The 13,227-nt window shown below is 69.6% G+C and carries 15 protein-coding genes and 1 tRNA gene; 12 read left to right on the top strand and 4 right to left on the bottom strand.

Annotation, left to right across the window (positions count from 1 at the left end; genetic code table 11):
• Positions 1 to 26 precede the first annotated feature (26 nt).
• The 4 genes from LHP98_RS09420 (at position 27) to LHP98_RS09405 (ending at position 4,187) form a co-directional block, all read left to right on the top strand.
• A complete protein-coding gene (locus LHP98_RS09420; RefSeq protein WP_227252279.1) occupies positions 27 to 1,580 on the top strand; it encodes a trimethylamine methyltransferase family protein in 1,554 nt (517 codons plus the stop codon).
• Between the two features lie 136 nt (positions 1,581 to 1,716).
• Complete coding sequence (locus tag LHP98_RS09415) at positions 1,717 to 2,367, top strand: hypothetical protein (protein ID WP_227252278.1); 651 nt, start codon at positions 1,717 to 1,719, stop codon at positions 2,365 to 2,367.
• Positions 2,368 to 2,479: 112 nt separating this feature from the next.
• Positions 2,480 to 3,076, top strand: coding sequence for a heme NO-binding domain-containing protein (locus tag LHP98_RS09410; RefSeq protein WP_227252277.1), 597 nt, complete (start codon positions 2,480 to 2,482; stop codon positions 3,074 to 3,076).
• Complete coding sequence (locus tag LHP98_RS09405; RefSeq protein WP_227252276.1) at positions 3,069 to 4,187, top strand: sensor domain-containing diguanylate cyclase; 1,119 nt, start codon at positions 3,069 to 3,071, stop codon at positions 4,185 to 4,187. The genes LHP98_RS09410 and LHP98_RS09405 overlap by 8 nt, the downstream gene beginning before the upstream one ends.
• 19 nt (positions 4,188 to 4,206) lie before the next feature.
• Here LHP98_RS09405 and LHP98_RS09400 read toward each other — a convergent pair whose 3' ends face one another.
• Positions 4,207 to 5,001, bottom strand: a complete 795-nt coding sequence (locus LHP98_RS09400) for a lytic transglycosylase domain-containing protein (RefSeq protein ID WP_319638929.1) — start codon at positions 4,999 to 5,001, stop codon at positions 4,207 to 4,209.
• A gap of 415 nt (positions 5,002 to 5,416) precedes the next feature.
• Positions 5,417 to 5,491 (bottom strand) — tRNA-Thr (locus tag LHP98_RS09395).
• A gap of 101 nt (positions 5,492 to 5,592) precedes the next feature.
• Here LHP98_RS09395 and LHP98_RS09390 point away from each other — a divergent pair.
• The 3 genes from LHP98_RS09390 to LHP98_RS09380 are packed head-to-tail and all read left to right on the top strand — an operon-like array spanning position 5,593 to position 7,531.
• Positions 5,593 to 5,772, top strand: coding sequence for a hypothetical protein (locus LHP98_RS09390; RefSeq protein ID WP_227252537.1), 180 nt, complete (start codon positions 5,593 to 5,595; stop codon positions 5,770 to 5,772).
• Between the two features lie 11 nt (positions 5,773 to 5,783).
• Positions 5,784 to 7,055: a UDP-N-acetylglucosamine 1-carboxyvinyltransferase gene (murA, locus tag LHP98_RS09385; protein ID WP_227252275.1), complete on the top strand. Its 1,272-nt coding sequence runs from the start codon at positions 5,784 to 5,786 to the stop codon at positions 7,053 to 7,055.
• On the top strand, positions 7,055 to 7,531 hold the full coding sequence (locus LHP98_RS09380; RefSeq protein WP_227252274.1) for a DUF2948 family protein: 477 nt from the start codon (positions 7,055 to 7,057) through the stop codon (positions 7,529 to 7,531). The genes murA and LHP98_RS09380 overlap by 1 nt, the downstream gene beginning before the upstream one ends.
• 306 nt (positions 7,532 to 7,837) lie before the next feature.
• Here the strand turns inward: LHP98_RS09380 and LHP98_RS09375 are convergent, their stop codons facing one another.
• On the bottom strand, positions 7,838 to 8,938 hold the full coding sequence (locus LHP98_RS09375) for a class II histone deacetylase (RefSeq protein ID WP_227252273.1): 1,101 nt from the start codon (positions 8,936 to 8,938) through the stop codon (positions 7,838 to 7,840).
• 63 nt (positions 8,939 to 9,001) lie between these two features.
• Between LHP98_RS09375 and LHP98_RS09370 the strand changes: the two genes are divergently transcribed.
• Both LHP98_RS09370 and LHP98_RS09365 read left to right on the top strand, forming a co-directional pair.
• On the top strand, positions 9,002 to 9,253 hold the full coding sequence (locus tag LHP98_RS09370) for a DUF167 domain-containing protein (RefSeq protein ID WP_227252272.1): 252 nt from the start codon (positions 9,002 to 9,004) through the stop codon (positions 9,251 to 9,253).
• Between the two features lie 97 nt (positions 9,254 to 9,350).
• Positions 9,351 to 9,848 carry a DUF4405 domain-containing protein gene (locus LHP98_RS09365; protein WP_227252271.1) on the top strand — a complete coding sequence of 166 codons (498 nt, stop codon included), beginning with the start codon at positions 9,351 to 9,353 and terminating at the stop codon, positions 9,846 to 9,848.
• Between the two features lie 22 nt (positions 9,849 to 9,870).
• On the opposite strand, the gene LHP98_RS09360 is transcribed toward LHP98_RS09365, so the two are convergent.
• Positions 9,871 to 10,116, bottom strand: a complete 246-nt coding sequence (locus LHP98_RS09360; protein WP_227252270.1) for a hypothetical protein — start codon at positions 10,114 to 10,116, stop codon at positions 9,871 to 9,873.
• A gap of 98 nt (positions 10,117 to 10,214) precedes the next feature.
• On the opposite strand from LHP98_RS09360, the gene LHP98_RS09355 reads away from it, so the two are divergent.
• From LHP98_RS09355 to LHP98_RS09345, 3 genes are all read left to right on the top strand, one after another.
• A complete protein-coding gene (locus LHP98_RS09355) occupies positions 10,215 to 10,934 on the top strand; it encodes a M48 family metallopeptidase (RefSeq protein WP_227252269.1) in 720 nt (239 codons plus the stop codon).
• A gap of 111 nt (positions 10,935 to 11,045) precedes the next feature.
• Entirely contained in the window at positions 11,046 to 11,300 is a 255-nt protein-coding gene (locus tag LHP98_RS09350; RefSeq protein ID WP_227252268.1) for a DUF6455 family protein, read from the top strand.
• Positions 11,301 to 11,443: 143 nt separating this feature from the next.
• Entirely contained in the window at positions 11,444 to 13,210 is a 1,767-nt protein-coding gene (locus LHP98_RS09345) for a cation:proton antiporter (RefSeq protein ID WP_227252267.1), read from the top strand.
• Positions 13,211 to 13,227: the final 17 nt, after the last annotated feature.

Raw genomic sequence — 13,227 nt, 5'->3', positions numbered from 1 at the left:
CAGAGCTTTGCCGGGGAGACGATCGGATGAACGATGATGGCCGCAAGCGCCGGGCCGGGGGCCGGGCCGGGATGAAGGCGCGGGCCGGTTCGGCCACCATCGACCAGATGCCCTGGCGGATTCCGGTCAACCCTGACCAGCCGACCGAACCGCTGGATGCCGAAGGTGTGCAGCGCATCCACAAGGCGGCGATGCGCATCCTGCGCGAGATCGGGATCGAGTTCCTGAACCCCGACGCGGTGGCGCACCTCAGGCACGCCGGCTGCATCGTCAACGGCACCAACGTCCGCATGGACGAGGATTTCGTGATGGAGATGGTGGGCCGCGCGCCCGAGACCTTTGCCATCACGCCGCGCAACCCGGCCCGCGAGATCGTCATGGGCGGCAAGCACATGGTCTTCGTCAACGTCTCGTCGCCGCCCAACGCCTGGGATATGGAGCGCGGCAAGCGGTCCGGCGACTTCGAGACCTTCAAGGATTTCCTGCGGCTGACGCAGTATTTCAACTGCATCCACGTCGCCGGCGGCTACCCGGTCGAGCCGCAGGACATTCACCCCTCGGTCCGGCATCTGGATTGCCTCTATGAAAAGCTGACGCTGACCGACAAGGTCTGTCACGCCTACAGCCTGGGCGCCGAGCGGGTCGAGGACGTGATGGAGATGGTCCGCATCGCCGGCGGGCTGTCCGAGGCCGAGTTCCAGGCGAAGCCGCGGATGTACACCAACATCAACTCGGTCAGCCCGCTGAAGCATGACTATCCGATGCTGGATGGCGCGATGCGGCTGGCCAAGCGCGGCCAGCCGGTGGTGGTGACGCCCTTCACCCTGGCGGGCGCGATGGCGCCGGTGACGATGGCGGGTGCGGTGACGCTGTCCATTGCCGAGGCGCTGGCCGCGGTGGCGCTGCTGCAGTTCATCGCGCCGGGCTGCCCGGTGGCGATCGGCACCTTTACCAGCAACGTCGACATGAAGTCGGGCGCGCCGGCCTTTGGCACGCCGGAATACATGCGGGCGACGCAGATGACCGGGCAACTGGTGCGGTTCTACGGCGTGCCGATGCGGGCCAGCGGCGTTTGTGCCGCGAACGTGCCGGACGGGCAGGCGATGTGGGAGACCTCGAACAGCCTGTGGTCGGCGGTGCAGAGCCGGTCGAACATGGTTTACCACGCCGCCGGCTGGCTGGAGGGCGGGCTGATCGCCAGCCCGGAGAAGTTCGTCATGGACTGCGAGGTCTTGCAGATGATCCAGCGCTATTTTGAAGCGGCGACCTTTGCCTCGACCGACGACGACCTGGCCTTCGACGCCATCCGCGAGGTCGGGCCGAACGGGCATTACTTCGGCTGCCAGCACACCCAGGACCGCTATCAGACCGCCTTTTACGCCCCCTTCGTCAGCGACTGGCGGAACTATGAAGCCTGGCAGGCCGACGGGTCGGTCTGGACGGTGGAACGGGCGCACCGGATCTGGAAGCAGATCATGGCCGAGTTCGAGCCGCCCGAAATGGATGGAACGGCACAGGAGGAACTGGCCCGCTTCGTGGCCCGCCGCAAGCAGGAAGGCGGGGCGCCGACGGATTTCTGAGCGCTGTCCGATGCTGGGACAGGCCGGGCCGCAAAGCAGCCCACGGGTTTGGCCGCGTGTCCTGACGCTGTGTCATGCCTTGCGACCGCGTCGGGACGGCCAGAATCCTGCCCGAGTCGCGTGGCAGGCTGCTGCCATGACCGAGAGACGCTGCATCGAAGACGCCCTGCGGGAAGCGCTGTCCGAAATCTCGGGCCGCCCGGCTTTTGACTTTGCCGATGACGCGGCCTTGCAGGGTCTGGGCCTGGACGAGGAGGAGATCTGGGACGCCGTCGACGATGTCGCCCGGGCTCAGGGGCTGGACCTGCCGGCCGCGGAAACCGGCGAGGCGGCCCGCAAGGCAGAGCGGCTGGAGATGTCGCTGCGCCATCTGGCGGCACTGCTGCCGGGCGCCCGGGCTGCGTTGCGCGCCTTGCCGCCGCGCCCGGACTGGACCTCCTGCACGGACACGGTGGCCAGCCTGGCGGAGACCCTGCGAAGCGGCCGGTATCGGCCCGCGACCGCGCCTCGGCCGATGCCGCCGGCCGTGCCGGTGCCGCTGCCGACGGTGCTGCTGCGCTGGCTTGGCCCGGGTGCTGCGCTGGCGGCTGCGCCGGCCCTGCGGCTGATCCGTTGCAGCCCCGCCTGCCGCCCTTGCCCGACCGGCCTGACCGACCCGGCCCTGTGGCAGAGCAGTCCGCTGCTGCTGCTGGGTCCCTCGATCCTGATCGGGTTTGCGCTGTTCCTGCCCGGGCTTGGCCTGCTTTGGAAGCACCATCGCGGCGCCGCCGCCGAGCCGATGGGCTGAGTGCAGGCCCTGCACCGCGCCGCCGCCCAAAATCTTGACCAACGGATGTGTTTTTTGCGGCTTGTTAACTGGCGCGCAGTAGCCTTCGGCGGGAATCACGATGGTCTTGCCCATGTTCGGTCTGTTTCTGCGCGCCCTGCAGGGCTATGTCTCGACCACCTTCGGGGCGGATCCCTGGGGGCAGATCCTGACCCGTGCCGGTTTCATGGGTCAGGGGTTCGAACCCCTGCTGCCCTATGACATGGCGCTGTTCCACAAGGTGCTGAACGCCACCTCGGCCGTGCTGGAACGTCCCGCTGACGTGGTTCTGGAAGACCTGGGAACCTATATCGTGACCAACTCTGCCAATCAGGCGCCGCGCCGGCTGCTGCGCTTTGGCGGAGTGAGCTATGCCGATTTCCTGCTGTCGGTCGAGGAACTGCCCGACCGCGCGCGTCTGGCCCTGCCGGATATCCAGATTCCGCCGGTTCTGCTGGAAGAGGTGGCGCATGGCCATTTCACCCTGTCCTGCCCGCTGGCGATGCCCTGCCTGGGCCACGTGCTGATCGGCGTCCTGCGCGCCATGGCCGATGACTACGGCGCGCTGGTCGTCATTGAGGCCGAGCCGTTGGAAGGCACCGGCGTGGTGCTGTCGATCCGGTTGCACGAGGCCGACTATGCCAGCGGCCGCAAATTCGTCCTTGCACCGGTCGAGGTGGCCCATGGCTGAGCGACGGTCCCGGCACCGCCGGCGGTCCGAAGTTACGTTGCGCCCGCAAGTGCTGGCCTGGCTGATGCCGATGCACGTCGTGCTGTCGGCCTCGGGCCGGGTTCGCCAGGTCGGCCCAACGCTGAAGCGGCTGTTCGCCGGTCAGCGGCTGGTCGGCCGGTCGATCCTGAGCCTGTTCGAGATGCGCGGCCCGACGCGGATCGCCGACATGGCGGCCTTTGCGGACCGCGCCGGGCACAAGCTGAACCTGATCCCGCGCGGCGAGGTGCCGGCGCTGCGGCTGCGCGGGGTGGCGGTGCCGCTGGGGCGCCCGGACGATGGCTGGCTGCTGAACCTGTCCTTCGGCATCGACTGCCCGCGCGCGGTGGCAATGCTGCACCTGTCGGACGCCGACTTTGCCCCGACCGACATGACGATGGAGGTGCTGTATCTGGCCGAGGCGAATGCCGCCGTGATGGGCGAGATGCGGGCGATGAGCGGCCGGCTGGACGGCGCGCGGGTGCAGGCCGAGGAAGAGGCCTTGACCGACCCGCTGACCGGCCTGCGCAACCGCCGCGCCAGCGACAGCCTGCTGGCCCGCCAATGCCGCGAGCGCATGGCCTTTGCGCTGCTGCATCTGGACCTGGACTATTTCAAGCAGGTCAACGACTGGCTGGGCCATGCCGCCGGCGACCATGTGCTGGTGGCGGTGGCCGCGGTGCTGCGCCGGGTCTGCCGGGCGATGGATTCGCTGGCGCGGGTGGGGGGCGACGAATTCGTGCTGATCCTGCCCGGCATGACCGACGGGCCGCGCATCGCCCGCATCGCCGAGCGGATCGTGGACGAGTTGAAGCAGCCGATCCTGTTCAAGGGCGAGATCTGCCGCATCTCGGGCAGCATCGGCTATGTCATCGTGCGCGAGGGCGAGGCCGCCGATCCCTCGGGCGTGCTGGCTGCCGCCGATGTCGCGCTCTATGCCGCCAAGCAGGCCGGGCGCGGCCGGGTGAACGAGGGCAAGGCCCTGCCGCGGGCCCTGAACGCGCCCGCCCGCCCGCCCGCCCGCCCGCCCGACGGCCCGACCGACGGCCCGACCGACGGCCCCTCCGCCCGCGTGGCGGTGCCGGGGGAATGATTCCGGCCAGGCGCCTTGGTCAGCCGTCGATGCGCGCGCCCATCAGCGCGATGGCCTGCTGGTAGACCCGGGCGGCGTTCCATTCCTTGATCACGGCAAAGTTCGGCTCGCCTTCCTGATAGCCCTTGCCGGGTCGCCAGCCCTTCTTGCGCAGGAAATTCGCCGTCGAGGCCAGCGCATCGGTCTGGTTGGTCAGGTCGATGCGGCCGTCGCCGTTGCCGTCGACCCCGTAGTTCAACGCATTGCCGGGCAGGAACTGGGTATGCCCCAGCTCGCCATGCTTTGCGCCCACGGTCGCGGCGCTGATCGAGCCGCGGTCAACCAGTTTCAGCGCGCCGATCAGATGCGGGGTGAAGTAGTCCGAGCGGCGGCAGTCATAGGCCAGGGTGGCGATGGCGGAGACGACATTGGTGTCGCCCATGAATCCGCCAAAGCCGGTCTCCATGCCGTGGATGGCCAGCAGCACCCCGGCGGGCACGCCGTATTGCTGTTCCAGCGCGGCGTAGAACTCGGCGTTCTTCTTCTTGCGGCTGCGCCCCTGCGAGATGATCGTCTCGGCGCCGCGGACCTGAAGGAATTTCTCCAGGCTGTACTTGAAGCTTTTCTGGTTGCGGTCGGCCGAGATCGTGGCCTTGGAATAGGACGAGGCCATCAGCGCGTCGATGCCGCGGTTGCCGACACCCGCGGCGCGGGCCTCGTCGGCCATCACGGGTTTCCAGGCTTCGTAGTTGCCACCGGTATCGGAACAGGGCGCTGCAAGGGCCGGAGTGACGAAGGCAATGAATAGACAGGAAAGGCAAGACTTGAGATGCACGGGACCACCTGTTGACAACGTTTCGCGGCAGAATAGTGCCGCGGCCTTCACAATCAAGCGTCTTCGCCCGGGTCTTCGTCGCCCGCAACACGATGGCGCAGGCCCCGGGCCGGCACCAGCCGCCGTCCGACCCTGGCCCGGTGTGCCCCGGGACGAACCACCGCGCCGGTTGACCTGATCCTGACCAGCCCGACGCGGGGCGAAGGATCGACCGCGGCCAGAGGGCCGGCGCTGCGGCTTGCACGGCGATGCAGGCCCGCGTGCCTGCAAGGCGCCGTCCACATCGTCACCAGCGGCACCGACCAGGTCCTGCGACCGCCATCGGACACGCAGGGATCGCCTGACTCCGGTGCGGAACCGAAGTCGATCTAAGCCCTTGATAGCGCCTATCTTCCTGATCTGAAAGGAGGAAAGATGGTGCTGCAAGAGAGGATTGAACTCTCGACCTCTCCCTTACCAAGGGAGTGCTCTACCACTGAGCTACTGCAGCGCCGTTGGTGGCGGCGGAGATAGACGAAGGCCCGGCGGTTCGCAACCCCCTTTTCGCGGCCTCTCTGGACCCCTGGCGCGCGCTGGGGTATGGGGTTTGCGATGCGTGAGACCCCCAAGTCCGATATGCCGGGCAACACCGGCAAGCCTGCTGCGGCGCCGACACAGGCCGGGGCGCGTCAGGATCGGCTGAAAGCGGCGCTGAAGGCGAACATGGGGCGGCGCAAGGCGCAGGCCAGGGCGCGGACCGGGGACGTGCCGGACGAGAAGAACAAGGGTTAGGTGAGGCGGGCATGGATTCCATTCTGGTCAGGGGCAATGGCCCGCTGAAGGGCGAGATCCCGATCGCGGGGGCGAAGAACGCCTGTCTGGCGTTGATGCCGGCCACGCTGCTCAGCGAAGAGCCGCTGACCCTGACCAACGCGCCGCGGCTGTCGGACATCGCCACCATGACGCAGCTTCTGCAGTCGCTGGGGGCCGAGGTGGCGGCGCTGCAGGACGGGCTGGTGCTGGCGCTGTCCAGCCATAACATCGACAACCACAAGGCCGATTACGACATCGTCCGCAAGATGCGGGCCTCGATCCTCGTGCTGGGGCCGATGCTGGCGCGCGACGGGCATGCGGTGGTGTCGCTGCCCGGCGGCTGTGCCATCGGCGCGCGCCCGGTCGACCTGCACCTCAAGGCGCTGGAGGCGATGGGGGCAGAACTGGATCTGCGCGACGGCTATGTCCATGCCCGCGCGCCGGGCGGGCGGCTGAAGGGTGCGGTGGTGGACTTCCCTTTCGTCTCGGTCGGCGCCACGGAAAACGCGCTGATGGCGGCGACGCTGGCCCGCGGCACCACGGTGCTGAAGAACGCCGCGCGCGAGCCGGAGATCGTCGATCTGGCCCGCTGTCTGCGCAAGATGGGCGCGCAGATCGACGGCGAGGGGACCGGCACGATCACCGTGCAAGGGGTGGACCGGCTGCACGGTGCCACGCATCCGGTGGTGACCGACCGGATCGAGCTGGGCACCTACATGCTGGTGCCGGCCATCGCCGGCGGCGAGGTCGAGTGCCTGGGCGGCCGGCTGGAGCTGGTCGGCGCCTTTGCCGAGAAGCTGGACGAGGCCGGGGTCTCGATCACCGAAACGCCACGCGGGCTGAAGGTGTCGCGCAAGAATGGCCGGGTGCGGGCGGTGGACGTGGTGACCGAACCCTTCCCGGGATTCCCGACCGACCTGCAGGCGCAGATGATGGCGCTGCTCTGCACCGCCGAGGGGGTCAGCGTGCTGGAAGAGAAGATCTTCGAGAACCGCTTCATGCACGCGCCCGAACTGATCCGGATGGGCGCGCGGATCGACGTGCATGGCGGCACGGCCCGGGTGACCGGGGTCGAACGGCTGCGCGGCGCGCCGGTGATGGCGACCGACCTGCGCGCCAGCGTCAGCCTGATCCTGGCCGGGCTGGCGGCCGAAGGCGAGACGGTGGTGAGCCGGGTCTATCACCTGGATCGCGGCTATGAGCGGGTCGAGGAAAAGCTGTCGGCCTGCGGGGCGCAGATCGAACGGATCACGGGCAACTGATGGTGGACGCGCGCTTTCAGGACGGTGACGAGGGGCCGCTGCGGCTGCTGGCGCAGGTGGTGGCGGATGTGCCCGTCGTCTCGGCCCTGCTGCAGGACGCGGTGCTGCCGGCGACCGAGATGCGCTACGACGCCCGCCGGCGGCGGTTCGCCGTTCTGGTGAACCGGTTCCGCTGGGAAGACCGCGCGGCGGCGGAACGCGAGGGCCGGCCGTTCGAACGCGTTCGCAGCTTGCTGACGGTCGAGGATGTGCGGGCGGTGCGCAGCCAGGGCATCGATCGCCGCGACGCCGACCAGGTGCTGTCGATCCTGGCGCTGGACTGGGCGCCGGGGCGCGACGGCACCGGGCGGCTGACCTTGGTGCTGGCCGGCGACGGCGCCGTGGCTCTGGAGGTCGAGACGCTGGACCTGCGGCTGGAAGACGTGACCCGGCCTTACCTCGCCCCCTCGCGCCGCGCCCCCGACCACGGGGCGTGATCCAGCGGAGCGCCCGCAAGCGTGCGCACGTCCTTTGTCTCGTCGCGCGCGAAGGCGCGCTTCTCCTCGGAAGGCGGGGGCCAGCCCCCGCACCCCCGGGATATTTGGGGACAGATGAAAGGACGTGGGCTTTCATCTGTCCATAAATATCCCCGCCGGAGGCATCCCCGGCCGATGCCGGGAGCCCCGCCCCAGCAGAAGCGTCGCGGTGCGGCCGGGCGGCCGAGCCGGTTGCGCGCTTGCGCGCAGAGGCGAGAGGAAAGGCGTGCGGCCGCGCTTGCGGCCGCTCCGGTCTTGAAGCCTCGGTCAGAGGCCCAGGGCGACGGCGGCCTCGTCGATCCAGGCCTGGGCAAAGCGGTCGAAGCTCGCGGCAGGCTGGCGTTTCTCAAGGGTGGTTGCCAGCGGGTCGGGGGCGCGGATCGCGCTGCCGGCCAGTTCCTCGATCGCCGCATGGCCGCAGAACGGCACGTGGACCTCGGAATATCCGCCTTCATGGACCAGCACGAGGCGGCCGCCGCAGAGGTCTGCCGCAGCCTGTTTCACCGCCTGTGTCATGGCCCGGAAGGTTTCCGCGGTGCACAGCATCCGGCCCAGCGGATCCAGCGCCGAGGCGTCGTAGCCGCAGGCGACGACGATGGTCTCGGGACGGAAGCGGTACAGGGCAGGCAGCACCACCCGGTCGAAGGCATGCAGGTAGGCAACGTGCCCGCAGCCGGGCGGCAGGGGAAGATTGAGGTTGTAGCCTTCGCCCAGTCCGCCACCGCGCGCCTCGACCGCGCCGGTGTCGAGCGGGTAGTTGCGGTCCTGATGCAGGCTGATGGTCAGCACCTCGGGGTCATCCCAGAACACCGCCTCGGTGCCATTGCCATGGTGCACGTCCCAATCGACCACCGCCACAGGGCCGATCCGGCCTTCGGCCCGGGCGGCGCGGATGGCGATGCCGATGTTGTTCAAGAGGCAGAAGCCGTTGGGGAAGTCGGGCAGGCAATGGTGGCCCGGCGGGCGCGACAGCGCGTAGGCGTTCGCCGCCTCGCCCGCCAGCACCGCGCGCAGCGCCGCAGTCGCCAGCCCCGCCGACAGCGCGGCAATCTCGAAGCCGCCGCGGCCGAACGGGGTGCGCAGGCCCAGCTCTCCGCCGCCCGCGTCGGACGCTGCCTTGAACGCCCGAAGGTAGCTTTCGGGGTGGACGCGGGACATCTCCTCCCAGCTGGCCTCGGGGGCCGACCGGACGTCAAGGTCGCGCAACAGCCCCGTCACCTCAAGCAGGTTGCGCAGTCGTCGCTTGGTCTCGGGGCTTTCCGGCAGGCCGCCGCCGGGTTGTACCAGACCGCCCGTCGGCAGGGTGAAGGCGTAGTTGCCGCCGCCATGCCAAAAGCAGCGCTCGTCGGTGAAGAAGGCGGTGGTCATCGGCGGGTCCTCCCTTGCGGCCAGCCTAGACGCGGGGCAGGGTGCAGGGCCAGAGGGAACCAGATGGACCTGCCCGACCTGACCGACCTGGCCACCCCCGGCGCCGAGATCGCGGTGCGCGTCACCCCGAACGCCCGGCGCGAGGCGCTGGAGCCCGGGCCGCCGATCCGCATCGCGGTGACGGTGGTGCCCGAGGACGGCCGCGCCACGGCCGCGGCACAGGTGCTGCTGGCGCGCGCGCTGGGCGTGGCCAAGACGCGGCTGACCCTGATCCGCGGCGCCAAGGCCCGCGACAAGGTGTTCCGGCTGGATTGATCCCCCGAGGTCCGGACGATTCCGTCGCCTGCCGCGACGGAAATGCTGCGCTGCCGCGTAAAGATGAGGGAATCCATCGCAACCAAGGTCGCTTGCCATGCCCACCGTCTTTGCGCGTTACGCCACCCCGTTCATCACCGGGTTGTTCCTGGTCTCTCTGGTCTCGGGGCTGGCGCTGTTCTTCCACATCGGACCCTCGGGCTTTCACGGCATGCACGAATGGCTGAGCCTGGTGCTGATCCTGCCCTTCGTGCTGCACATCTGGAAGAACTGGCGGCCGATGCTGAACTATCTGCGCGGCAGGCCGATGGCGGTCGGGCTGGTGGCCTCGCTGGTGGCGGCCGCGGTCTTCCTGGTGCCGACGGGTGGCACCGAGGCCGGTGGTCCGCCGCAGTTCCGGCTGTTTGCCCAGGTGATGAAGGCTTCGCCCGAGGCGCTGGCTCCGGTGCTGGGACAGACGCCCGAGGCGGTGACGGCGGCGCTGACCGCGGCCGGTTTCACCCCGGCAGCGGGCCAGAGCCTGTCGGAGATCGCCACCGCGGCCGGCAAGACCGAGGCCGATGTGGCGGCAGCGCTGCTGGCTGGCGGCGGCTGATCCTGCACTCGGCAGGCCTGGCTCAGGCCTTCGGGGCGCGGTCGATCCGGTAGCTGCCCTCGGGCAGGTTCAGCGCGGCGGCGAGGTCGGCGATCTGGGTCATCGACAGCGTGATGCGCTGGACTTCGTCGGTGTCGGGGTCGGTCTGTTCGACCGTCACGCAATCCTCGAAGCCCGAGATCACCACGTCGCCCATCAAGGGCAGGCCGTCCCCCTCGTCGATGAGGGTGACGACAGTCGCGTCGAATTCGTGCTCGATGGTGAACATGGCGGCAAGGCTAGCCCGCGCCGCCGGCCCGCGCAACCTTTCGCGAGCGGCCCCGGCGCGGTCTTTCCGCGGCGCGCGGATTTGCTAGTCTGCGGCCGATGCCCGCGACCCGCCCTGTCCGTTTTCCGCTGATTGCCCTGCTGGCCGCGACCGCGCTGGCCGGCTGCGTGGCTGCGGTCCCGCCGCCTTCGGCGCCCTATCCGGGCGCGCCCGTCGCCGGCCCTCCGGCCGGAATCGCCGGGTTTGCGGCAGTCGCGGCCCGGGTCGAGCCGGTGGCCGAGGCCGCCTGCCGCGCGCGCGACGCCCTGCGCAATTGCGATTTCGCCATCGCGGTGGACGACCGGCCCGACCTGCCGCCGAATGCCTTTCAGACCGTCGATGCCTCGGGGCGGCCCTATCTGGTGTTCACCGGGGCGCTGGTCGCCATGGCCCAGAACGCCGACGAACTGGCCTTCGTGCTGGGGCACGAGGCGGCCCACCATGTTGCCGGCCACATCCCGCGCCGCAAGGACCAGGCCTTGACCGGCGCGATGCTGGCCGGCGTGCTGGCGCAGGCCACCGGGCTTTCGGCCGAAGAGGTGCGGGCGGCGCAGGACGTGGGCGCCAAGCTGGGGGCACAGAAGTATTCGAAGGAGTTCGAACTGGAAGCCGACCGGCTGGGCGCGCAGATCGCCTGGTCGGCCGGTTTCGACCCGCTGCGCGGGGCGGCCTTCTTCGACCGGCTGCCCGACCCGGGCGACCGGTTCCTGGGCAGCCACCCGCCGAATGCACAGCGCAAGGCCGTGGTCGCCGCAGCGGTGCGCGAGATCGGCGGCTAGGCCCGTTGCGGGCGCGGACCGGGGTCCGCGCGCTTGATTTGCGTCAAGGCGCGGCTGCCGCAGCATTGGCACTCTGGCCGGCACTTACCCTGAGCCGGACGAGGCAACGCGATGATCGGATACACGGATGCCCCTCGGGCCTGGTGGTTGACCCGTGGCATGGCACGGGTGGCAGGGGTGAACCTGCCGCAGGCGGTGGTCGATGGCTGGCTGACCCGCGACGAACTGGCCGAGATCGTCGCGCGCTGCGAAGGTTGCCAGAACCCGTCGCGCTGCAACGCCTGGCTGGCCGGGTCCGGCTCTGCCCGCAGGATGCCCGACTTCTGCCCCAACAAGCCGACGATCGAGTCGCTCTGCACCCATTGACGGCCCCCGCGGCGGCGGCCGCAAATGCCCCCGCGGCGGCGGCCGCGAATGTGCCGACTTTTCCGCCACTGTGCCAGAATGACGCCGGGCAAGCGGTGCAATGACCGCTCGCCACGGCGGCGGCTTCGTGATTGATCGGAACCATGGCAACGACAACCGACATCGGGGTTTATCGCGAAGCGCTGGTGTTCCTGGGCATCGCCGGCGTGGTGATTCCCTTGATGGCGCGGCTGCGCGTCAGCCCGGTGGTGGGGTTTCTGGTCGCGGGCCTGGTGCTGGGGCCGAACAGCATCGGCCGGCTGGCCGAGGACCTGCCCTGGCTGGGCTGGATCACCATCTCGTCGCAGGACGCCGTTGACCGGCTGGCCGAACTGGGCGTTGCCTTCCTGCTGTTCACCATCGGGCTGGGATTGTCATTCGGGCGTCTCTGGACGCTGCGGCGATGGGTGTTCGGCTTCGGCATCGGTCAGGTGGTGCTGACCACGGCGGTGATCAGCGGCGTGGCCTTTGCCTTTGGCAACCCGATCGAATCCAGTCTGGTGATCGGTGCCTGCCTGGCGCTGTCGTCAACCGCAGTCGTGCTGCAACTGCTGGCCGAGCAGCGCCGGCTGGTCACGATCGCCGGCCGCATCATCTTTGCCGTCCTGCTGGCGCAGGACCTTGCCGTGGTGCCGATCCTGTTCCTGATCGCGGTGTTCGGGGCCACCGTCGCGCAGGGCGCCGATGCGACCTTGTCGGTCTGGCTGGGGCTGGGCCTGGCCCTGGCCCAGGCCGCCGGGGCGATCCTGCTGATCGTCGGCTTTGGTCATTTCATCCTGCGCCGGCTGTTCCGGCTGGTATCGCGGACCCACAACCGCGAGCTGTTCATGGCGACGATCCTGTTCGTGGTGGTCGGAACCTCGCTGATCACCCAGTTCGCCGGGCTGTCGATGGCGCTGGGGGCCTTTCTGGCCGGGCTGCTGCTGGCGGAAACCGAGTTTCGCCGCCAGGTCGAGGTGGACATCGAACCGTTCAAGGGCATGCTGCTGGGGCTGTTCTTCATCTCGGTCGGGATGCGGATCGACCTGGCCGAGGTGGCACGCACGCCGCTGATGCTGGCGATCTCGATCTTCGGGATGGTGGCGATCAAGGCGGCGGTCATCGCGCTGCTGGCCCGGCTGTTCGGGCTGGCCTGGCCCCTGGTGATCGAGGCCAGCCTGCTGCTGGCCGGTGGTGGCGAATTCGCCTTCCTGGTGCTCAGCCTGGGCAGTTCCAGCGGGCTGATGACCCGCGAGGTCGAGCAGTTCATGCTGCTGGTCGCCTCGGGCACGCTGCTGTTGACGCCGGTTCTGGCCCGGATGGGCCATCGTGCCGGCCAGCGCATCACCCGGGCCGGGGCGGCCGACGCCGCCCAGTCCGAACCGGGGCCGGTCCGGCCCGGCCGCACCATCGTGATCGGCTATGGCCGCGTGGGCCAGTTGGTCTGCGACGTGCTGGACAGCGAGGGGCGCAGTTTCCTGGCGATCTCACGCGATACCGACGGGGTCCGGCGCGGCCGGGCGGCCGGGCGCGACGTGGTCTATGGCGATGCGATGCGGCGCGAGTTCCTGCGCAAATGCGGGCTGGACGAGGCGCAGGCGGTGATCGTCACCATGCATGACGCGGCCACCGCCGAACGCGTGGTCGAGGCGGTGCGCGCCGAGCGCGCCGATGTGGCGGTGATCGTGCGGGCGCGCGACGCCGAACACGCCGGCAGGCTGGTCAGCCTGGGTGCGACCGAGGTGGTGCCCGAGGTGCTGGGAACCGGCCTGGAACTGGCCGGCACGGCGCTGCAGACGCTGGGCGTTTCGGCCAGCCAGACGGTCGCCATCCTGCAGGCCCGGCGCGCGGCCATGAAGCAACCGCTGCGGGCCGGGGTATCGGCCGAATAGCGGCCGCACCACCCGGA

This window comes from Rhodobacter sp. Har01, assembly GCF_020564565.1.
In the GTDB taxonomy this organism is placed as follows: Bacteria; Pseudomonadota; Alphaproteobacteria; order Rhodobacterales; family Rhodobacteraceae; genus Pseudogemmobacter.
This window is presented reverse-complemented; position numbering and strand designations above follow the sequence as displayed.

What these genes read in the sequence shown, in the direction of transcription:
- LHP98_RS09410 (WP_227252277.1), top strand. Translation starts at nt 2,480, where the DNA reads ATGTTCGGTCTGTTTCTGCGCGCCCTGCAGGGCTATGTCTCGACCACC.
- murA (WP_227252275.1), top strand. Translation starts at nt 5,784, where the DNA reads ATGGATTCCATTCTGGTCAGGGGCAATGGCCCGCTGAAGGGCGAGATC.
- LHP98_RS09355 (WP_227252269.1), top strand. Translation starts at nt 10,215, where the DNA reads ATGCCCGCGACCCGCCCTGTCCGTTTTCCGCTGATTGCCCTGCTGGCC.
- LHP98_RS09360 (WP_227252270.1), bottom strand. Translation starts at nt 10,116, where the DNA reads ATGTTCACCATCGAGCACGAATTCGACGCGACTGTCGTCACCCTCATC.
- LHP98_RS09350 (WP_227252268.1), top strand. Translation starts at nt 11,046, where the DNA reads ATGATCGGATACACGGATGCCCCTCGGGCCTGGTGGTTGACCCGTGGC.
- LHP98_RS09415 (WP_227252278.1), top strand. Translation starts at nt 1,717, where the DNA reads ATGACCGAGAGACGCTGCATCGAAGACGCCCTGCGGGAAGCGCTGTCC.
- LHP98_RS09370 (WP_227252272.1), top strand. Translation starts at nt 9,002, where the DNA reads ATGGACCTGCCCGACCTGACCGACCTGGCCACCCCCGGCGCCGAGATC.
- LHP98_RS09375 (WP_227252273.1), bottom strand. Translation starts at nt 8,938, where the DNA reads ATGACCACCGCCTTCTTCACCGACGAGCGCTGCTTTTGGCATGGCGGC.
- LHP98_RS09390 (WP_227252537.1), top strand. Translation starts at nt 5,593, where the DNA reads ATGCGTGAGACCCCCAAGTCCGATATGCCGGGCAACACCGGCAAGCCT.
- LHP98_RS09365 (WP_227252271.1), top strand. Translation starts at nt 9,351, where the DNA reads ATGCCCACCGTCTTTGCGCGTTACGCCACCCCGTTCATCACCGGGTTG.
- LHP98_RS09405 (WP_227252276.1), top strand. Translation starts at nt 3,069, where the DNA reads ATGGCTGAGCGACGGTCCCGGCACCGCCGGCGGTCCGAAGTTACGTTG.
- LHP98_RS09345 (WP_227252267.1), top strand. Translation starts at nt 11,444, where the DNA reads ATGGCAACGACAACCGACATCGGGGTTTATCGCGAAGCGCTGGTGTTC.
- LHP98_RS09380 (WP_227252274.1), top strand. Translation starts at nt 7,055, where the DNA reads ATGGTGGACGCGCGCTTTCAGGACGGTGACGAGGGGCCGCTGCGGCTG.
- LHP98_RS09420 (WP_227252279.1), top strand. Translation starts at nt 27, where the DNA reads ATGAACGATGATGGCCGCAAGCGCCGGGCCGGGGGCCGGGCCGGGATG.